Annotated in this window: 21 protein-coding genes and 2 pseudogenes; 7 read left to right on the forward strand and 16 right to left on the reverse strand. The window is 69.7% G+C overall.

The genetic code is table 11. The annotated features are described in order from the left end of the window. Window positions 1-248: 248 nt before the first annotated feature. The 13 genes and pseudogenes from ACYVHU_RS12205 to ACYVHU_RS12265 form a co-directional block, all read right to left on the reverse strand. A complete protein-coding gene (locus ACYVHU_RS12205) occupies window positions 249-638 on the reverse strand; it encodes a GNAT family N-acetyltransferase (protein WP_498948585.1) in 390 nt (129 codons plus the stop codon). Between the two features lie 79 nt (window positions 639-717). Beyond that, window positions 718-1,077: pseudogene (locus ACYVHU_RS12210) on the reverse strand (GNAT family N-acetyltransferase); the annotation flags it as partial. A gap of 85 nt (window positions 1,078-1,162) precedes the next feature. Next, a complete protein-coding gene (locus tag ACYVHU_RS12215; protein WP_078761113.1) occupies window positions 1,163-1,906 on the reverse strand; it encodes a Clp protease N-terminal domain-containing protein in 744 nt (247 codons plus the stop codon). 144 nt (window positions 1,907-2,050) lie between these two features. Then, window positions 2,051-3,529, reverse strand: a complete 1,479-nt coding sequence (locus tag ACYVHU_RS12220) for a site-specific integrase (protein WP_078761112.1) — start codon at window positions 3,527-3,529, stop codon at window positions 2,051-2,053. Beyond that, window positions 3,526-3,861 carry a helix-turn-helix domain-containing protein gene (locus ACYVHU_RS12225; RefSeq protein ID WP_078761111.1) on the reverse strand — a complete coding sequence of 112 codons (336 nt, stop codon included), beginning with the start codon at window positions 3,859-3,861 and terminating at the stop codon, window positions 3,526-3,528. The genes ACYVHU_RS12220 and ACYVHU_RS12225 overlap by 4 nt, the downstream gene beginning before the upstream one ends. Next, entirely contained in the window at window positions 3,858-5,003 is a 1,146-nt protein-coding gene (locus ACYVHU_RS12230; protein ID WP_235000866.1) for a tyrosine-type recombinase/integrase, read from the reverse strand. The genes ACYVHU_RS12225 and ACYVHU_RS12230 overlap by 4 nt, the downstream gene beginning before the upstream one ends. 195 nt (window positions 5,004-5,198) lie before the next feature. Next, entirely contained in the window at window positions 5,199-5,657 is a 459-nt protein-coding gene (locus ACYVHU_RS12235; RefSeq protein ID WP_394330043.1) for a methyltransferase domain-containing protein, read from the reverse strand. A 36-nt stretch (window positions 5,658-5,693) separates the two neighbouring features. Further along, window positions 5,694-5,816 (reverse strand): hypothetical protein, encoded by a 123-nt coding sequence (locus tag ACYVHU_RS12240; RefSeq protein WP_268805285.1) that lies wholly within the window; start codon window positions 5,814-5,816, stop codon window positions 5,694-5,696. A 286-nt stretch (window positions 5,817-6,102) separates the two neighbouring features. Then, window positions 6,103-7,332, reverse strand: a complete 1,230-nt coding sequence (locus ACYVHU_RS12245; protein ID WP_078761110.1) for a zeta toxin family protein — start codon at window positions 7,330-7,332, stop codon at window positions 6,103-6,105. A 4-nt stretch (window positions 7,333-7,336) separates the two neighbouring features. After that, on the reverse strand, window positions 7,337-8,065 hold the full coding sequence (locus tag ACYVHU_RS12250) for a hypothetical protein (protein WP_144390034.1): 729 nt from the start codon (window positions 8,063-8,065) through the stop codon (window positions 7,337-7,339). A 207-nt stretch (window positions 8,066-8,272) separates the two neighbouring features. Continuing rightward, complete coding sequence (locus ACYVHU_RS12255) at window positions 8,273-8,536, reverse strand: hypothetical protein (protein ID WP_078761108.1); 264 nt, start codon at window positions 8,534-8,536, stop codon at window positions 8,273-8,275. 501 nt (window positions 8,537-9,037) lie between these two features. Beyond that, window positions 9,038-9,745: an ArsR/SmtB family transcription factor gene (locus tag ACYVHU_RS12260; RefSeq protein ID WP_432940656.1), complete on the reverse strand. Its 708-nt coding sequence runs from the start codon at window positions 9,743-9,745 to the stop codon at window positions 9,038-9,040. Window positions 9,746-10,064: 319 nt separating this feature from the next. Beyond that, complete coding sequence (locus tag ACYVHU_RS12265; RefSeq protein WP_144390033.1) at window positions 10,065-10,964, reverse strand: aminoglycoside phosphotransferase family protein; 900 nt, start codon at window positions 10,962-10,964, stop codon at window positions 10,065-10,067. Between the two features lie 239 nt (window positions 10,965-11,203). On the opposite strand from ACYVHU_RS12265, the gene ACYVHU_RS12270 reads away from it, so the two are divergent. Next, a complete protein-coding gene (locus ACYVHU_RS12270; RefSeq protein WP_078761105.1) occupies window positions 11,204-11,782 on the forward strand; it encodes a TetR/AcrR family transcriptional regulator in 579 nt (192 codons plus the stop codon). 300 nt (window positions 11,783-12,082) lie between these two features. Beyond that, on the forward strand, window positions 12,083-12,790 hold the full coding sequence (locus ACYVHU_RS12275) for an RraA family protein (protein ID WP_078761104.1): 708 nt from the start codon (window positions 12,083-12,085) through the stop codon (window positions 12,788-12,790). 63 nt (window positions 12,791-12,853) lie between these two features. On the opposite strand, the gene ACYVHU_RS12280 is transcribed toward ACYVHU_RS12275, so the two are convergent. After that, window positions 12,854-13,687 carry a nitroreductase/quinone reductase family protein gene (locus tag ACYVHU_RS12280; RefSeq protein ID WP_078761103.1) on the reverse strand — a complete coding sequence of 278 codons (834 nt, stop codon included), beginning with the start codon at window positions 13,685-13,687 and terminating at the stop codon, window positions 12,854-12,856. 587 nt (window positions 13,688-14,274) lie between these two features. Between ACYVHU_RS12280 and ACYVHU_RS12285 the strand changes: the two are divergent. The 3 genes and pseudogenes from ACYVHU_RS12285 (at window position 14,275) to ACYVHU_RS12295 (ending at window position 17,460) form a co-directional block, all read left to right on the forward strand. Continuing rightward, window positions 14,275-14,925, forward strand: a pseudogene (locus ACYVHU_RS12285) (CatB-related O-acetyltransferase). Between the two features lie 152 nt (window positions 14,926-15,077). Beyond that, window positions 15,078-15,899 (forward strand): glycosyltransferase, encoded by an 822-nt coding sequence (locus tag ACYVHU_RS12290; RefSeq protein WP_498948417.1) that lies wholly within the window; start codon window positions 15,078-15,080, stop codon window positions 15,897-15,899. A gap of 22 nt (window positions 15,900-15,921) precedes the next feature. Continuing rightward, a complete protein-coding gene (locus ACYVHU_RS12295) occupies window positions 15,922-17,460 on the forward strand; it encodes a recombinase family protein (RefSeq protein ID WP_498948419.1) in 1,539 nt (512 codons plus the stop codon). 48 nt (window positions 17,461-17,508) lie between these two features. Here the strand turns inward: ACYVHU_RS12295 and ACYVHU_RS12300 are convergent, their stop codons facing one another. Further along, a complete protein-coding gene (locus tag ACYVHU_RS12300) occupies window positions 17,509-17,796 on the reverse strand; it encodes a hypothetical protein (RefSeq protein WP_498948420.1) in 288 nt (95 codons plus the stop codon). A gap of 169 nt (window positions 17,797-17,965) precedes the next feature. Then, entirely contained in the window at window positions 17,966-18,490 is a 525-nt protein-coding gene (locus ACYVHU_RS12305) for a hypothetical protein (RefSeq protein ID WP_498948421.1), read from the reverse strand. Window positions 18,491-18,723: 233 nt separating this feature from the next. On the opposite strand from ACYVHU_RS12305, the gene ACYVHU_RS12310 reads away from it, so the two are divergent. Both ACYVHU_RS12310 and ACYVHU_RS12315 read left to right on the forward strand, forming a co-directional pair. Next, window positions 18,724-18,975, forward strand: coding sequence for a helix-turn-helix domain-containing protein (locus tag ACYVHU_RS12310; protein ID WP_498948423.1), 252 nt, complete (start codon window positions 18,724-18,726; stop codon window positions 18,973-18,975). Further along, window positions 18,975-19,205, forward strand: a complete 231-nt coding sequence (locus tag ACYVHU_RS12315) for a hypothetical protein (protein ID WP_498948424.1) — start codon at window positions 18,975-18,977, stop codon at window positions 19,203-19,205. Before ACYVHU_RS12310 ends, ACYVHU_RS12315 begins: the two co-directional genes overlap by 1 nt. The last annotated feature ends 75 nt before the right edge of the window (window positions 19,206-19,280 follow it).

Genomic DNA, 19,280 nt, shown 5'->3' on the forward strand with positions numbered 1-19,280 from the left:
GCGGGCAACGCGACAAAGTACCGCCCTGGGCTTCGGTGCTCGGACCGGCGCAAGGCCGCGTGAAGAACGCCGAGGGCTTTGCGCGGCGACTCGTCGCGCAAAGCCCTCGAGTACGCGGGTCCGGGTCCGGCCACGGTGTCGAGGGTGGTGTTACGCGGGCGGCGGCCACCGGGCCGGATGGGCGTTCCCAGCGACGGTTCGTCCCCCTGCCCGCGGCGTATCCGGGGGTGTTCGGGGCGACGCCGTGCTCAGCCGAGCGCCTGCATCAAGGGGACGAACCAGCGTTCGCGGTCGCCGGGCAGCGGGCGTCCGTCGTGGACCATGACGTCCGTCGTGAACCACTCGGTGACCCCGTGTTGTGTCGCCCAGGCGCGCAGTTGCGGGTGGCGGCCGTCGAGGTCGAGCCGCAGGGGCCCGTCGGTCTCACGGGCCAGGCCGACGATCAACGCGATGGCGTCGTCGGTGTCGTCCGCGATGACCGGGCCGACGACGGCGTGGTCCGGGTTGCGCCACACGCCGGCGTAGCCGGTGACGCGCCCGTGGCGTTCGAGGACGTGTAGCCGCTCGGCGAAGTCCGGCAGGCGGTCCAGCACGTCGGTGCGGTCGGCGCCGTTGGCCTGCGCGTCGAGCCGGCGGATCGCGGGAAGGTCGTCCGGTCGCGCCGGCCGGGTGGACGGCTCGACCCGGGGGGGCGAGGTGGCCGGTGTGGGTGTGGGTCACGCCCACCTGGACGAAGCCCAGCTTCTCGTAGAGGGGGCGGCCGTAGCCGGTGGCGTTGAGGAAGACGGTCGCGTCTCCGGCCTGTGCCAGCACGTGGGTCATGAGGGCGCGGCCGATTCCCCGACCGCCGTGGCGGCGCGCGACCAGGACCATGCTGACGGCCGCCGCCTCGGTGCCGTAGCGGGTCAGGACCGCGCTGCCGATCAGCTCGCCGGCGTCGTCGCGCACCCCATAGCCGGTGCCGACCTCGAGCAGGAGCCGCCACTTGTCCTCTTCCCGCGACCACTCGCGGTCCTGCGCGAGTCGCAGGCAGCCGGGAAGGTCGCGTGGGGACAGGACGGTGATCGCGTGGGACACGGGCCGATGGTGACAGGTCCGGCGGTCCGCCCGCCACCGGTTTTCGGGCGGGCGGACCGCGAGGAGCTCCCGGAGGGGCGGGGTCCTACTCCTGGTCGTCGTCCTTCATGCTGGCGGTGAAGGCGGCCAGGGCCTCGACGACGTAGGCTTCGGCCGCGGCCTTGGACAGCCCCAGTCCCGAGAGGGGGCCGGTCCCGTTCTCCAGCTCCAACAGCGCGAGCAGGACGTGTTCGGTGCCGATGTAGTTGTGCCCCAGCCGCAGGGCCTCCCGGAAGGTCAGCTCCAGGGCCTTGCGCGCCCGCTGGTCGTAGGGGATGAGGTCGGGGACGTCCTTCGCGGCGGGCGGGAGGACACCGGTCACTGCCTCGCGGACGGCCTCGGGGGTGACCCCCTGCGCCGCGATCGCCTTGGCCGCGAACGCCTCGGGCTCGCTCAGCAGTCCCAGCATCAGGTGTTCGGGGCCGATCTCGTTGTTACCGGCCGCGCGCGCCTCGTTCTGGGAGGCCATCACGACGTTCTTCGCCCGCGGGGTGAACCGGCTGAACCCCTGGGAGGGGTCGAGGTCGGGTGCCGCCCCCTTGGCGACGAAGCGCTTCTGGGCCGCCTGCTTGCTGACCCCCATACTCCGGCCGATCTCGGTCCAGGAGGCGCCGGAACGCCGTGCCTGGTCCACGAAGTGGCCGATCAGGTGGTCGGCCACCTCGCCGAGGTGGTCCGCGGCGATGACGGCGCTGGAGAGCTGTTCCAGGGCGTCGGGGTTGCTCTTCTTGATGGCCTCGATCAGGTCGTCGAGACGGATCTGTCCTGTTGGGGTGACGGGCTTCTCCATGCGTCAACCATAAGTTGACGCCCTTCCTGCGTCAACCCCAAGTTGACGATCATCGCCGGCCGCGAGCGCAGGGGGTTCGGGGCTGTGACTGGCAGGAGTCGTTGATCCAGTGATCTGTGTTCTCCATGGTTCCCCCAGCTCCGGTCACTGTGCGTGGTCGCTGGGGGCGTAGCGGTTCCAGGTCCCTCCCGCCTGGGCAACGACCCGGGTGGTGGTCTTGTCGTGGAACCCCAGCGCCCGGGCGATGACCGGAGCGGGAGCTTGGAGAACGAGTTGGCGCAGCGCGGAGGTGCGCACCGCCGTTCCGGGGATGCCGATATCGCGAATCAGGTCGGCAAGGCTGTGCGGGTGCATGGGGCGCCCGGCCCTGCGGCCGGGGAACAACCAGGCCGCATCCCGGTTGGTGGTGTTCATGTTGGTCCGCTGGTCCCTGGCTTGGAGCAGCAGGTCGGCGAAGGGTTCGGGGACCGGAGCCGGTGGGTCGCCGAGACGGATGAGCACCTGGCCGCCGGTGTCCTGGGAGATGTCGTCGGTGGTCAGCAAGACGATGCGGCTCGCGGGTTGAGCGAAGAGCAGCATCAGGCAGGCCGCTGCCCGGGAGCGCAGCGGCCCCGCGCTCTCGTCCAGGACCCGGCGCAGGAGTTCGAGGCGTCGGTGCTGGGTGAGCTGCGGCCCTTCGGTGATGGCCAGGCGGGGGAAGGCCGGCCGCGAGGGGAGTCGGCCGGTGTCGCGTGCCCAGGTCAGGAATGCCCGGAGGGCGCGCTGTTCGTGAGGTTTGTGGATGGCGTGCCAGCGGTCGATTCCGGCTTGGCCCACCTTCTCCAGGGTCGTGCCCTGCCCGTTCAGCCAGGTGAGGAACTCGTGGGCTCGGTTGAACTGCTGGGCGGCGTGGCTGCTCGCACTGGGGGTCAAGGGTCGGCGCTCAGCTCGTGTGCGGAGCTTGGGGAGCTGGTGCCAGGTGGCGAACTGTTCCAGGGTCGGCAGGTGCGCCTGGTCGTGGAGTTCACCGAGGCGGCGGTGCAGCCAGCTCTCGTGGTGCAACAGGTACTTGTCGGCCTGAGGTAGGAGCCCGCAGGTCATGAGCAGGTCGCGCAGGTGCGCGGCGGCCCGCCACTCGGGGTGCCGGCGGAAGGCGTCGTGGGTGAGCGGCAAGCTCCCAGTGGCCAGTTCCCGGAGGAGGAGACGGGCCTTGGGCCTGTGTAGCCAGGCCAGAGCGCTCTTGGGTCGGGGCATGGCCAGAACCGTTTCCCGAAGCAGTCCCAACTGTGGGTTCGGGTGCCCGGTGCCGTCGTCGAGGAACTCATCGAGCCGGTCGGCCAGGGTGCAGCGTTCGCAGAGACGTCCGCCGAGCAGGTGGGCTTCGGTGCCGCAGCGATCGCAGTGGAAGTCACGGGTGATGCCGGCGCAGTCCCGGCAGATCGCCGTCCGGTCGTGACGGCCGGGCAGAAGCCGGTCGGCTCCGCATTCGGGGCAGGTGCCGTGAGTGTTGGCGGCCTTCTCGTAGCAGGTCCGGCAGATCAGGCCTTCCCAGAACGCGGCCCTGCTTGCTCCCTTCCGGCCGCAGCGAACGCAGGTGCCCATGTGCCAGCGCTCGTATTGCTCCCGGGTGCGGTAGGCGCTCACCGGTCGGGGTCGATCCGGGCGCGTTTGGGACGCAGCGGAGCGACTCCGGACGTGGATCCTCCGGTCTCACCAGTGGCAGTGCGCCGCGGGGCGGCGTTCTCGGCCCGGGTCGCGATGAGGTCGGCGGGGGTGCACTCGAAGATGTCGCAGAGCGCGGCCAGGACTGGTAGGGAGAGTCGTTCGGGGCTTTGGGTGACCAGGCGCCAGACCTGGACGGAGGAGAGCTCGATGCCCCGTTCGACCAGGGGGCGGGCGAGGTCGGTGGCGGTGAACATACCGTGTTCGGCCATGACCTCCCGCAACCGCCATTGGTAGCTGACCTGCCGCTTCATCGCTTCGTCCTTCCGGTGTCCAAGGCCGCTCTCATCGTGGCATCCATCGCCTTGCGCAAGGTCCGGGTGCGAAAGTCCGAGGAGACGCAGGTGTAGAGGGAGGTGGTGGAGGCGTGTTCATGGCCGACCTGTTCCTGGACGAACCGGGGGTCCCAGCCGTCCTCGATCAGGTGCGTGACGTAGGAGCGCCGGAAGGAGTGCAGGTCCAGGCCCTTGTCGAGTCCGATGGCGTCGCGGTAGGAGGCGAAGCGGGTGTTCATCTGGGAGAACCCGATGCGCGGCCCGCGCTCAGAAGGCCAGAGCGCCGGGGAGCCGGCGTGGGCGCAGGCCGGGCGGGCTTCCTCGATCCACTGGGCCAGCACGTCCACGATCCAGTCCATCCCGCCGATGCCCTCGCGCGGGCCAACGGTCAAGACGCTGCGGCGCTTGGGCGGTGAGCCCTTCATGGCCTTGCCCCAGCGCACGTAGCAGACGCCGTAGGCACCGAACTCGCGGGCATGAGGGTTGGGGCCGAAGTCGGCCAGGTCGAGCATCCGCGTCTCGCGGCGACGGAGCCCGTAGGCGTAGGCGGTCTTGAACAGGGCGGCGTCGCGGAAGGCGGGCAGCCAGCCCTTGCGGCCGGCCCCACGCACCCGGTGGACCTGGTCGTCGGCGTAGTCGAAGAAGGCCTGCAACTCGGCGCGGGTGAACGCCCTCTTCGAAGGGTCGGCTTCGGATTCTTGCAGGTGGTGGGCAGTGTTCCACTCGTGGCAGACCTGGATGGGGTGGGTGCCGAACCTCTTCTCGCACTCGGCGGCCCACCCATAGGCGGGGTCGGTGAGGAAGGCACAGAAGGAGCGGACGGCCTCGGCGTAGTTGCGCAGGGTGGACTGTTTCAGGTGGTGGACGGCCCGCAGGTCCCCGAGCCACTCGTCGACCATTTGCGGTGCCCAGTCCCAGGGGAAGGCGTCGGCATGGCGGGTGAAGGCCTTCACCGCGTTGAGGCGGCCCTCGATCGTGGACAGGGCCAGGTTGCGGGCCAGTTGCTGGTTGCGCCAGCCCTCCAGCATCGCCTCGGCGACCTGCTCCTGAGGGCGCAACAGCGCGGTCCCTCCGACCAGATGCAGCCCCGCTGCCCCGGGCACCGTCCCGTCTCGGGTCACGCTCCGCCACCTTCCACCGATTACATCAAACGAAAGGATCTTTCATTAGATGTAATCGATTGGCAAACGTGCAGGCGAGAAGGGCCTTCATGGGGGTCTCACGGGGGCGCTACGCTGGCTGTCCTTCTCCTGGAGCAGCGCGGGAAGCCCTCCAGATCAGCGCATCCCCGTGGATGTGTCAGGTGGTCGCTGACTTCATCCGATGAAATAGCGGTTCCTTGGAACAACGGAACCGGATCCGGCGCTAAGCATTGCCCTGGCCGTGGGCTTCGAGGAACCTTGATCTGCCCCTGGAGTCAACGTGTCGGCCGGTCGCCGGCTCGGCGTGCGGGCGATTCGAGCAGCGGGGACCGCTGTGCTCTGCCGTCCCGCTCGTGTGTTTCCGCTGGAGATGAAGTGGTTGTGGATGGACTCCTGGGAAGGGTTGTAGAGCCAGTAGTCCCCGAAGGGGACGTTGCCGACCGCGGCGTCGAAGGCATGATCGGGAGCGGCGGCCGTGAACGACTCGGTGGGGATCTGAGCGTCGGGGTATAGGTGGCGGGCAATCGCCGCGCTGGTCGGATCGAGCTCGACCCCGACTATGCGGGTCGGGGGCGAGGTGTCGGTGGGAGCGGCGCCGATGAAGTTCCCGCTGCCGCACCCGGGTTCCAGCATGTTGCCGCCCTCGAAGCCCAGGCCGCGCCTCCCCTCTCAGATCCCTTCCAGCAGGGAGAAGCGGGTGTAGTGCGCGTTGAGCGTGTTGATTTCGGCAGCCTCGTACTCCTCGGGGCTGAGCAGCTCAGCGGCGAAGTCGCTTGTGCGGGCGTCGGACACTTTCGGCGCCGCCCCGCCTCGTCCAGCGGGTCAGAACCTGCTCCTCGACCGTGGCTGGACGCTGTTCGTCCTCCAGGACACAGAGCAGGTGGAACATCGCGATGTTGTTGCGGATATGCCGCCGCTCCCCGGACTGGGCCAGATCGGCTTGGGATGAAGGACGGCGATCGCGTCGAAATCCAGTGCCTGCTGCCCCTCGTCTCCCATGAGACAGAGCCAATCAAAGCCCCCATGACCACTGTTCTGGTCATGGGGGTGACCGTGCCCAAAACCGCCCTCATGGCCACTAACGTTCGATGTCAGGACCTTTTCCTCTTCCCTGGCGGTGCTCAGAAGAAGCCGGAGAGGACAACGAGGGCGACGCGTGGATCGTCGGCGGGGCCACACCCTGCTGCGCGCGCTTCACCGCTTCCACAACATCCTTCGGCAGGCCTGGTGCGGGTTTCTCTACAGACCGCAGTGCCGTCATGAACCGGGCTTTCTCCACGGCATCGGCGTTGAGGAACTTCTCCGGGTGGTGCGGCAGTTCGGAGTTCAGCGCACCCCGATTGGCCGCCATGAACACCACCTTCTGTACCTTCTGCCACTGCGCGTGCTGGGCGAGCCGGTCCGTATCACCCGCGTAAGCGACCTGCGCCACCCGGTCGGCGCGCTCGTGCAGGGCCAGCATCGTGGGCACGGTTACCGGCCCTAACTCGCCGCGCTTGAGGAGCTTCTCAGCATGCTTCCAGTAGGAGGACAGCCACGCAGCCGCCTCCTGCTGGTCGAAAGGCACACGTCCTTCGCCGCGCGTGTCCCGCAGGACCTGGCTTGCTCGGGGCTCCTGAGCCCACTGGCCATCGGCGCCGCGGGAGTTGTCGTAGTGGACGGTGCCGGAGCGGTCAATGACGATTACCCGGTGAATGTGCGGGCTGGCCTCCAGAGCCTCCACCGACAACGGCAGTTGCTCGTAGGAGGCGTCATGTCCTGGCGCATCAGCCCACCGGCCCTCCCCAGGGGGGTCGGCCAGATAACGCCCGACCATGTCCAGGCAGCTGCGGTCCCCGGGAGTCGCGACCACGACTACCTCGTTGACGAACCCCGGGTGCACGCCCTCCATCGGCTGCGCCATCTCCTCGGCGTACTCCAATAGGTAGTCAACCTCACGGAAGGTGCCCTCCGTCACGAGTCCGTAGCCGTTGGCGTGGGCATACTCGCGGACCATGTCGGACCAGGCGTACATCGCCTGGTTGGTCAGCGCCACCTTCTCCTGGGGGTGCTCGCGCATGATCTCATCGATCTTGGTGTGGTAGTCGCGGAAGTCGTCGGGGCTGACCCGGGCGACCCGGTCACCGTGGCGGCTGATGATGGCTTTGAGAGCTCGGGTCTTGCCCGCGGCAAGCTGACCTCCCAACTGCACCATCACTGGCCGCTCCCCGCGCGGGGTCGGGGTGACACCGCCGAAGACCAGTCCCTTGATGTACTCATCGAAGATGTCTTGAAGCTCTCCCTTGGGGACCTCATAGGGGTCGGCCAATGTTTCAGGCCTCTCTCATCTCGGCAAGCACGTCCTGGAGGCGCTGGATTTCGGCGACCATCGCGTCGCGGCCCATATCCAGGTCGTTCTTGACCTCCCACATCTGCCGCATCTTCGCCTTGGCCTCCTCCTTGGCCTCCGGAGTGGTGGCGGCCTGAGCCGCCCGCATGTATGCGCCCACGAGGCGGTTGGCGATTCCGGTCAGCGTCTCGCGGATGACCTCATCGGGGGTCTCCGGGTCGAACAGGGTGGTTTCGTTCACTGCCGTCTCCTCCGGTTGTTGGGGGGCGTGGATACGCAGGACCCGCCCGTCATGCACCGCGTAGTCCCCGGGCGGCACCGGTACACCGTCGGCCAGAGCGAAGCCGGTGCTGGTCAGCTCGAGTTCCTCGAACGCCAGCACGGGCAGGCCCCGCATGAGCGCGGTCAGGGTGGGGTGATCGACCAGGACCGCGGTCAGGGCGCCGTGGTAGGTCATGCCCTGCGGGCCGTCGGTCGCGGCACTGGTGCGCACCGTGCCCCACAGGGCGCGTGCGTCGCGCACGCCGTGGACTGCGACTACCTCCAGCCCGGCCCGGGTGATCAGATCGGGGTGCACGAGCGCGCCGTCCGGGGCGCCGTCATCGGTGATGGCCACCACTCCAGCGGTACTGGATACCCAGGTGACATGTGCGCCGAGCGCATCCCGGACCTGTTCTGAGGCCAGGTACCGGATGTTGGTATCCGGTTCCATGACCCCTCCCGGATGTGTGCGCCTCCGTACACATAAAAGAGTACGCCTCCGCACACATTCGATCTAGTAGTTCCTTATGCGATCGCCGTTCCGGTTCCGGCGAGACATTCGATCCTGGCGACCACGTCGGCCTCCTGGTCCCCGACGTCTGCCCCCGCGCCCCATTTCGGACCTGCGCATCGCCTGCCGCGCTCCCAGGTCCAGCGTCTACTCGGGAAGCCGCTCGGCGTCCTCACGCGAGATCCCCCAGCTCCACCGCAGCCCGTAGCGCGCGTTGTTCGTGTGCGGCCCGCCGGGCACCCACCTGTTCGGCGCAGGCCTGAGCCACGTCGGCCTCGACCGCCTCTTGGTACACGCGCGCGCCACCGACTCGGCCCGCTCCTGCCAGGTGAGGGCGTCGACCAGCTCCGCGCTGGCGCAGACCCACTGCTGCTCGGCCTCCCAACGGCTGGTGCCCTGGCGCAGCAACACTCACCGAGATTCCTTCCGCTCCCGCCCAGCGCCTCCAGCTCCTGGCGTAGCTCCTGCACGCGCTGGGTGGCCTCGCGCCCAGAACCGGTACTGCTCGACCTTCTCCACCGCGGCGGCCGCCGGTCCGTGTCCGGCGCGGGCCTGCTTCTCACTGAGCGCCGTCACGGGCCCCGGCTCCGGAGCCGGGGCCCGGTGGGTGCTGGCGTGCTCAGGGACCGGCGTGGGCTCAGCCGCCATGATCGTGGACTTGCCCGCGCCCGCCACGCCGATGCCCGCGTCGATCCCGTGGCCGCCCACCAGTATCCGCGCCAGTGTGTGGCGCTGCTCCTGGCTGGGGAAACCCGCGCTCGGCCTGGAAAGCGCGCACCGCGCTCCGGGGCGAGGCCCCTCGATGACCACCGCACCAGGCGCGGGAGGAGCGGGGTGGAACCGCCTTCGACTCGGACGACGGGGCCTCTCCGCACCCATCGTCCCGAGGCCGAGTGGTGGGAGAGAGGGCGGTCACCCAAGCGCCTCGGCGTCGATTCCCAACAGCTCCCGCCAGGCCGTCTCCCCCTGCTCGGTGACGCGCAGTGCCCGGCCCGACCCCGACCGCACGCACCATCCCGCGGCGAGCGCGTGGCGGCACAGGGCGGCACCGGCCACCCCGGCCAGATGCTCCCGGCGCTCGGTCCAGTCCAGACAGGCCCGCACCAGCGGGCGTCTGCCCCGCTGTTCCAGTCCCACCCCGTGTTCGGCGAACCAGGCCAGGCCCGCATCGGTGAGCGCGAACCCGGTCTCCCGCGTGAGCAGTCCCCGCCGGATCATGGCCTCGGTGACGGCACAGCCGAGCCGTCCGGCCAGGTGGTCGTAACAGGTGCGGGCCCGGGCCAGGGCCTGTCCGGCGCGCACGGCGCGCAGGGTGCGGGGACGTTCGCCGTCCGGGACGGGGGCGGCGTGTGCGGCCAGGGACTCCACCAGCTGCGCCGCCGTCTCGTCGGCCAGGCGGACGTAGCGGTGGCGTCCCTGCCGTTCCTGGGCGAGCAGTCCCCCTTCGACCAGGCGGGTCAGGTGCTCACTGACGGTGGGGGCGCCCACCCCGGTGTGCCGGGCGAGTTCGCCGGCGGTCCAGGCACGCCCGTCCAAGAGGGCCAGGCACATCCCGGCCCGGGTGGGGTCGGCCAGCAGTGAGGCCAGGGTGGCCAGGCGTGTCGCTTCGGGAACGTGCATTCCTCCAGGATGGGGCACGTATCGTACGGCGGTGGCCGAAGTGTCGGCCGGGCCTTGCCCGTCCAGCGGCGCGAAGACGCGCGGCACCCCGTTTCGCCGGCGCCGACGGAACCCTCCACGCGGCTTCCGCGCGCCGAGTGACGCGCGAGGCTCCAGGGCGTCTCCCCGGCCATCGACAGGCAGGCGAAACCGTTTCCCTCCTGTCGGGGCCGGAGTCAGGAGAGGACCGGGAGGTCGGAGCCGCGAGAGGAACCGGCCGAAGACGCGGATGGCGCACCAGCGGTCCGGGCCTCCCCGTCCATCGGGAAGGCCCGGCGGCCTAGCCGGCGAGGGCCTGGACGATCTGTCGGGTGGTCTGCGCGGCGACCCGGGGGTGGGTGGCGGCGTAGGAGGTGTAGGCGTTGAGGCCCGTGCTCAGCGCCCAGCCACGCCCCCGTAGCCAGGTGGCCTCGTCCACACCGAGCTCGGAGCGGAAGACGGCCCGGCTCTCGGCCGACATCAGGGTGAAGGCGACGATGAGATCACACGCGGGGTCGCCGATGCCGAGCCCACCGAAGTCGATGACCGCGCTGAGGCGTCCCCCCACGGTCAGGAGGTTGCCGGTGTGGAAGTCGCCGTGGAACCAGACCGGCTCCCGGTCCCATGCGGGAGCCTCCAGCGCCGCCTCCCACAGTTCGGTCATGGCCCCGGCGTCGAACACGTCGCCGGTCAGCGCGATGTCGGCCCGCGTCGACCGGTCTCGTTGGGACAGGGAGGGGGCGTCCAGGCCGTCATGGGCCTCCGCCCTCCTCATCTCCTCGGGGAGGGACCGTTGCAGGGCGGACAGGAACCCGGCCAGCCGGATCGCGGTGTCGGCGCACTCCGACAGCCCCTCGACGGTCGCGGTCGCGCCGTCAAGCCAGCGGGACACCGCCCAGGGCCATGGGTAACCGAAGTCCGGTCTGCCCACGCCCACCGGCTCCGGCACGGCCAGCGGCAGGTGGGGGGCGAGTCGGGGCAACCACCGGTACTCCTTCTCGGCCTGACTGATGGCTCCCGCGTGGCGGGGAAGCCGGACGGACAGGTCGCGTCCGAGCCGGAAGATCGCGTGGTCCGACCCTCCGGGCAGGACCGGCTCCAGGGGCAGTCCCGCCCACTGCGGAAACTGGGACTCGATGAGCCTCCTGGCCAGCGTGGTGGAGACGTCGGGGCGTCCACTCGTGTTCTCCTCGTCAGACACCACCGTCTCCTCGTATTCGACCCGCCCTGACTGGGATCGCTCCCATCACAGCGCGCCGCAGGGTCCGTGTCGAGCGGTTTTCCGCTCGCCCACTCTCCGCCCGACCAAGGTGCCCCTCCTCCCTCACCTCCCATGGGAGAGGGAGGTTCCTCCGCTCCGGCCACCCGCTCCTCCCCGACCACGGGAAACGTAGTACTACGGGTAACGTGGAAAGAGGTGAGGCCAGGAGAGGGGGACGGATGCGGCGAAATCCCGAGCGGCGGGCGGCCCTGCTCGACGCCGCCATCGAGGTCCTCGCGCGCGACGGGGCGCGCGGGCTGACCTTCCGCGCGGTGGACACCGAGGCGGGGGTCCCCACGGGCACGGCCTCCAACTACTTCAACAACCGTGACGACCTGTTCACCCAGGTCGGGCACCGCTTCTACGAACGGCTGGAACCCGACCCCGCCGTGATCGCCGCCTCGTTGGACGGCCCTCGCGACCGCGACAGGGTCACCGAACTGATGCGCGAGGTGGTGGGCCGGGTGACCCGGTTCCGGTCCGGGTACCTGGCGTTGCTGGAGCTGCGTCTGGAGGCCACCCGCCGCCCGGAGCTGCGACGCCTGCTCACCGAACGCATCCGCGCCGACGTCGACTTCAACATCTCCCACCACACGCGCTCGGGCCTGCCGGGTGACGCGACCAGTGTGGTCGTGCTCTACCTGGCCCTGAACTGGCTGATCCTGGAACGGCTCACCCTGCCCGACGTCTTCCCCGAGGAGCAGTTCGACTCCCTCGTCGCCGAAGTGGTCGAGCGCGTCCTGGCGGGTTCCTCCTGACGCCCTCCCGCCCCGCTCCCTCCCTACGGGACGGGGCGAGCGAAGCCCCGGCTGGGCGATCACCCCGGCGCCGAAAAGCGCGGCGCCCCGCCGCGCTGCTCCCGCGGTTGCCTGGGCGTGGGACGCTCCCGCGACGAGGAGGCGCCTTCCACGTCGAAGGACCTCGCGCCCAGGGGGCCACGCGGTTAGGGTCGAAGACCGGGCCGTCCAGGGCACCCCGAGGACCAGGGCTCTTGCGCCGCGCGGCCCGGCCCCTCGCTCGAACGACGCCCGGCCCCGCGGCCGGTAAGGAGGCAGAAGGTGGACCAGCAGGAACTCGTGGCCCGCTTCTCGACACTGACCACCGCGCATCTGGCCGACGCCTGCATCCGCGCGGGGGTTCCGGTGCGCTGCGCCCCCGCGGGCACGAACGCCGTGGTCTCGGGAGGCCGGCTGGTCGGGCGGGTGTGCCCGGCCCGTCACGCCGGCAGCGTCGACGTCTTCCTTGAGGCGTTCGAGACGGCCGGCCCCGGTGACGTCCTGGTGGTCGACAACGGCGGACGCCGTGACGAGAGCTGCGTGGGCGACCTGGTGGTGCTGGAGGCCCAGGCCGCGGGGATGGCGGGCGTGGTGATCTGGGGACTGCACCGCGACACGGCCGACATACGCGAGATCGGACTTCCGGTCTTCAGCCTGGGGTCGCTTCCCACCGGTCCGCAACGACTGGACCCTCGCCCCGGGGACGCGCTGGAGCGCGCCGCCCTGGGCGAGTGGGTGACCGGACGCGACGACCTGATCGCGGGCGACGACGACGGCGTCCTCCTGCTGCCGGCCGCCCACGCCGAAGAGCTGTTCGGCCTCGCCGAGACGATCCGCGACACCGAACGCCGCCAGGCCGAGCTGATCCGCGCCGGGGTCTCCCTCCGCTCCCAGGTGCGCTTCGCCGACTACCTGGAGCAGCGGCGGGAGACGCCCTCCCTGTCCTTCCGCGACCACCTGCGGGCCGTGGGCGGGGCCATCGAGGAGTGAGGACCCTTCGCCGGGCCGCCGCCCGCGCGGTGCGCGAACGGCGGCCTAGCGGGGGCACGCGGTTCAGGCGGTGGCGTCGAGGATCGGGATCAGCTGTTCCTCCTCGTAGTCCAGGTGGCGTTCGAGCTGCTCGGTGAGCCGTTCGACCTCGGCGAGCACGTCGTCCGGGTCGGCGCCCTCGGCGGAGACGACCTTCTGGAGCTCCTCCAGGAGCACCGCGATGCTCTGGTGCTCCCGGTCCAGCCGTTCCAGGACCGGCGCGAGGTGGGGGTGCTGTTCGGCGAGGGCGGGGAACATCCCGGTGTCCTCGCTGGTGTGGTGGTAGTGCAGTCCCCGGCAGACGGTCAGGCAGTTGATTTTGAGCTGGGCGCCGAGCCGGGGCCCCGCTGTGGCCGCCTCGGCGCGGATGAGGGCGAGTTCACGCCGGAAGACACCGTGGATCATCTTGAGGGCGGCTCCCCACGACGACGCCTGGGGAGGTCCGCCGGCGACCTGCTGGAGGGCGACCACGGGGATGAGGCGCCCGGCCTTGGCCTGGTACTCGGCCCAACCCGGATCGGCCTCGACCGCGCGGGCGAAGGCGTCGTCGCGTTCCCTCCCCTCCAGGACGATGGCCTTGGCCTCGTAGGTGAAGACGCCGTCCTCGACGGTGACACGGGGGTTGGCGACCAGATTGTGGTACCAGGCCGGATGCCTGGGCGCGCCACCGGCCGAGGCGATGACCAGGACGCGGTCTCCCTCGTCGTGGAGGTATCCGAGAGGGGTGGTGTGCGGGGAGCCGGAGCGGGCGCCGGTGGTGGTCAACAGGAGCAGGCGGGCTCCTTCGAAGGGACCTCCGACCCGGCCGTTGTTGGCTCGGAACTCCTCGATGACCTGCTGGTTGAAGGGGGTGGGCATGTGTCGGTCTCTCTTCTGCGTGGTCGTGCTCGCGCGGACCGTCCCGGAGGCGGGCGGGGGCCGGAGACCTGGGAAGGGTTCGGCCACGGGCGCGGTGAGCGGCATGGGGAAAGGGCGCGTCATGGCGCACGGCGTTCAACGCCGTCGGTGGAGATATCGCGATGGGACACGCGGAGAAGAGAGGGCGGACCTCTGGCCCGCCGGTCGCTCACGGCGTGGCCGGGCGCCTCACTCGTTTCTGGCCCATGGCCGACCCGGCAGTCACGGAATGACCTTAGCGGCCGGTTCTTCACCGCAGCAAAGCATTTTCCGCCCTCATTTGCCCGGATCCCGTCTTCTCGGCGGGGCACCGGGCCGGGAGTCGATCCCGCGGTGGGAGGGGGTCGTACCGAGGAGAAGCGGGAGACGGACCTCGACGGTGGTGACGGGATCCGTCACCGCCCCGCGCGCGGCCACCTACGCCCCTGGCCCGCGCCGATGTCTCGGCCGACCGCGTTCGCGCAGGTGATAAACGAGTGTCCTGAAACGCTTCGAGTCGCGATCATGGACCGGACAGCGACCCGCCAGCGACAAGGAATCCTCGCCCCATGCCCCTACCCGCCGACCCGACCATCCTCCACCCGATGCCCGGACAGCCCCGGGTGGTGCTCCTCAAACCCCTGGTGCGGTCCCCACTGATCGAGGTCGGGGAGTACTCCTACTACGACGACCCGGACGACGCGACCGCGTTCGAGACCCGCAACGTGCTCTACCACTACGGACCGGAGAAGCTGGTCATCGGCAGGTTCTGAGCGCTGGGCACGGGGGTGCGGTTCATCATGAACGGCGCCAACCACCGCATGGACGGCCCCTCGACCTTCCCCTTCCCCAGCATGGGAGGCTCCTGGGCCGAACACTTCGACCTGCTCACCGGCCTGCCCAACCGAGGCGACACCGTCGTCGGCAACGACGTCTGGTTCGGCTACGGCGCGACGATCCTGCCCGGTGTGCGGATCGGACACGGCGCGATCATCGGCGCCGGCTCCGTGGTGACCCGCGACGTACCCGACTACGGCATCGTCGGGGGCAATCCGGCCCGCCTCATCCGCACCCGCTACAACGACCGGGACATCGCCCGGCTGTTGGCCGTGGCCTGGTGGGACTGGCCCGCGGAGCACATCACCGAACACGTGCGGACGATCATGTCGGGCAGCATCGCCGACCTGGAGGCCGCCGCCCCGGACGGCCCGCGCACCTGACACCCCGGCCGGGCACCCGTCCGTCCGCGGCGCCGCCTTGGCGCTCGAGGCGAGACGCGGTGCCCGGCCCGCCACGCGCGTCACAGCCTCCCCGAAGGGGCCAACCGGCCCGCCATATGTCCCCTCCCCTCTCCCGAAACGAGCGAACTCCCATGGCCCGTCGCCGCGCCCACATCGCAATGGTCGGCATCCCCGCCGTCAGCCACGTCCTGCCCAGCATCGCGATCATCCGCGAGCTGGTGGCCCGCGGTCACCGGGTGACCTACGCCAACGATCCGGCGGTGGCCGACCTGGTCACGGCCACCGGCGCCGATCTGCTCCCCTGCCCCTCCCAACTACCGGTCGCCGACAACGACTGGCCCGACGACCCCATCGCCGCGATGGAGCTCTTCCTCGACGACGCCATCCAGGCGCTCCCCCGGCTGCGCGCGGCCTACGACCACGACCCGGCGGATGTGTACCTGTACGACATCGGGGCTTATGCCGCACGCGCCCTCGCCGAGTCACAGGGCCGCCCCCTCCTCCAGCTCTCGCCGACGTTCGTGGCCTGGGACGGCTACGACCAGGACGTCGCGGCACACCTGCGCCGGCTACCGGGCGCCGACGCCTACCGGGCGAAGTTCGCGCGGTGGCTCGCCGACTGCGGGGCGTCCACCACCGACGTGGACGCCTTCTCCGGTCCTCCCGCGCGGGCCCTGGCGCTCATCCCCCGAGCGATGCAGCCGCACGCCGACCGCGTCGACACCGACGCGGTCACCTTCGTGGGTCCTTGTCTGGACGCGGAGGCGAACGCGGACGGGTGGGTCCGCCCGGCGGACGCGGAGAACGTGCTGCTGATCTCCCTGGGCTCGGCCTACACCCGCCAGCCGGAGTTCTACCGCCGCTGCCTGGCGGCCTACGGCGACCTGCCCGGCTGGCACGTCGTGCTCCAGATCGGTAAGTACACCGACCCGCGGGAACTCGCTCAAGTGTGATAGTAACCTACTTTCGGTTACGATGCAGCACATGCCGCCAACTCTCGAGAAATTCCCCCTCCCCCCTCGGGCGTGGCTGTACGCCCGCGTCTCGAAAGACCAGCGCGACGGGCGCTCCGTCTCCCAGCAAATCGACATCGGCCGCCGCGAATGCGACCGAGAGGGGGTGGAGATCGTCGGCGAGTACACGGACAACGACCGGTCAGCCTCCCAGTACGCCACCAAAGAACGCGAAGACTGGGAGCGGCTCATCGTCGACCTAGAGCGCAACGCCCGCCCCGGCGACCGGCTGTGGGGGTGGGAGATCGCGCGCCTCACCCGCGACCGGGAGGTGTGGGGCAAACTGATTCGCGTCTGCCAGCAGCAGCACATGTTCCTGTGGCTCAATGGTCGTCTCTACGACACCAACGACCCCGGCGACATGTTTTTTTTGGACTTGCAGATGGCCACGGCGGTCAAGGAAGTCGGGGACACGCGCAAACGGATCCTGCGCGACCAGCGCGCCCTCGCCGAGGCCGGCCGCCCGGGGACCGGCCCCGGGTACGGCTACCGGCACGTCTACGACCCGGACACCGGGGAGCTCGCCGCGAAAATTCCCGACCCGGTCGAGGCCCCCATCGTCCGCAGGATCGCGCACCTCTACCTCGGCACCGGCGAGCGGGCAGGAATGTCGGCGCTCGCGATCGCGATCCTCCTCAACCAGGAGGGCGTGCCGAGCCCCGCTGGCTACCGTCGAGGCGAGGTGAAGCCGGACGGGTCCATCAATCACGGCTGGGTCGGTGCCACGGTAGTGCGGCTCCTACGCCGCCCCGAGATCATGGGCAAGCGCGCCTGGCGCGGGGAGATCATGCCCCGCGGGGGGTGGGAGCCGATCGTCTCGGAGGAGGACTGGTGGCGGATCCAGGCCAAGCTCGATCTGGCCGGGGAGACGCACGGGGGTGACGCTCGGTCCCGCTGGCTGCTGAGCGGGATTGCCCGGTGCGACGTGTGCGGTGGTCCGATGTACGTTGCTTTGCACCGGCGAAAAGGTCGTGCCGGGATGCGGGTGTACCGCTGCAGCGGGATAGGCAACCTTCCGCCGGCCGGCCATGTCACCCGCAATGTGGACGCGGTGGAGGGCTACGTCCTGGAGGCGCTTTTCCGGCATTTCAGCAGGCCGGACGCGCTGGCGCCGTTCCTCGGCGACGAAGGGGGGGACGGGCAGAGTGCGGCCCGGCAGGCCCGTGTGGCCGCGTTGGAGGCGGAGCGTCAGCAGCTCCTCGACAGGGTCGCCCGGGGGGACATCAACTTGGAGTTGGCGGAGGCGTATGAGGCTCGGCTGCGGACCGAGCTGGAGGGTTTGCGGGATGTGCGGCCGCAGCCGGCGAATCTGCACGCGGTCGCGCTTGCCGCGGACACCCCGGAGGCGGTGGAGGCGACGTGGAGAACGTGGGGTTTGGAGCGTCAGCGCGCCGCGCTGCGTAGCGTCCTGGAGGAGCTGCGGGTCCTGAAGACCGGCAAGATCGGGCGGCGGAAGCTGTCGGCCGAGGAGACGATCAAGATTCGTTTCAAGGGCCAGTGAGGCGGGCATGGCGAACGCCCCGGTCCTGGCGGGCTCGGGGCGTTTGCGTCATGCGGCGAGAGGAGGTGGCACGTCCTCCTGGCGAGCTCGCCGACCGCGCGGATAGTGGTGGTGCGGGTCCCCGGGGGGGACTCCGAGTCCCAGCCAGTAGAGTCGTCGCTCCTCCGCGGTGAGCTGGCTGGTCTCGATCGCGGCGAAGATGGCCTCGGCGGTGGCCCCGGCTTGGATCATGATCAGCGTTTCGCCGTTCAGGCGGCCGATGGCGATCACCCCCTCGGGGGAGGGGAGATCGCGGACGGTCACCTTCACGCTGACCAGTGGGGGGACAGTTTCCATCGCGTACATCAGCTTCACCAGACGCCCCTTCGCGCCGCTTGATTGATGAGGATGCCGCGTGCGTCAGGGTGATCACATTAGTCCGAACGTGAAACGAGTTCTACCCCCGTAATCCCGGAAAAGCGCAGACCGTATACCCAATAGGGCTTATGGTGTACGCTGTCCGGTTTCACCTTTTCGGTCGCTGTTGCAGGAAAAGGGCGTAGTCCGCGAGTTGCTCCAGCTCGGCCTTCACTCGGGCCAGCGGCCAGTCCTTCGGCATCGAATGCCCTACGGTTTGGGGCATGCGGTGCCCTGGGACGTGGCGAGTGAGGGTGTAGAACCGGGACGCCCCCTCTTCCGTCCACGTGATCTCCGGGAACCCCTCAGCCTCCCCCGAGCCGTTTTCCTCAGGCTGAGCGGCCGCTTCGGATATCGGCGCATTGGCCGCTTTCGGACGCAAAACGCCGGTCTCCAGTGACCGGCGCAGCGAGTTTCCCGCGAGGCGGTACGCCTCTTCCGCGAGGGCGATGGTGACCTCGTCGTAATTGTCGCGGACCCCGTTTTCGAGATCGGCGATGGTCCGTTCCGATAGTCCAGGGCGGGCGACGCGCGTACTCCACCCCTTCCGGGTGGGGTAGCCCATCTGCGCTCGTCGGCGCTGGAGGGCGCGTCCTACCTCCACCCAGGTCTGGCTCTTGGTCATGGAGCTCATGACTCACTCTCTGTGTGTCTGGTCGTAGCTGCTGGCGACTGGTGCCCCCGTTGCATGATGCGGGAAACATCAGCAAACACCTAGCGATTGTAGCCACCGGCATATCCGCCGCTAGTAAAGGGTCACCTCCCGGCTATAGCGCGCGTGTATGTTCGCTGGTGTTTGCACGTGCGGCGCGATTTGATGTCTGTTGATGGTTGTGCATGGCTCTGATGTTCGTTAATGTTTGCGTCATGGCACAACGAAGCGGCGTCCCCGTCAACGGGGCCACCATCCGCGCGGTACGTGAGATCCGGGGCCTCACCCTGGAACAGCTCGCCGAGCGAGTCGGCGTGGACCGCTCCACCCTCAACAACTGGGAGCTCGAACATCACCGGCCCGCCCGGCACCGGCTCGAACGCATCGCCCGAGCCCTCGGCGTCGAATACGCCGCACTCGACTGCTCCCACCTGCTCACCACCCTCAACGACGAGCAGGTGGCGTGATGGAACGCCTCAGCGACGACCCCTGGGTGCGAGACCGGATCCACTCGCTCGCCGAACGGACCGGCCGGTCGGTCGACGCCTACATCCGCTGGGTGGACGCCCCGCCTCGCCCCGGAGTGTCCGAGGCCGACCACCGCTACTACACGCTGACCAGCCTCGCGGCGGGACCGCTGCCCCTCGAGACGCAGCGGATCATCCGTGACGGCGCCCGAGCGGCCCGCGCGGCCTGACATGTAAAGAGCCCCCGCCGGCGGTACCCGACGAGGGCTCGAAGCCCCAATCCTCCCCGCAAGAAGAAAGGACAA

Source organism: Marinactinospora endophytica (genome assembly GCF_054780875.1).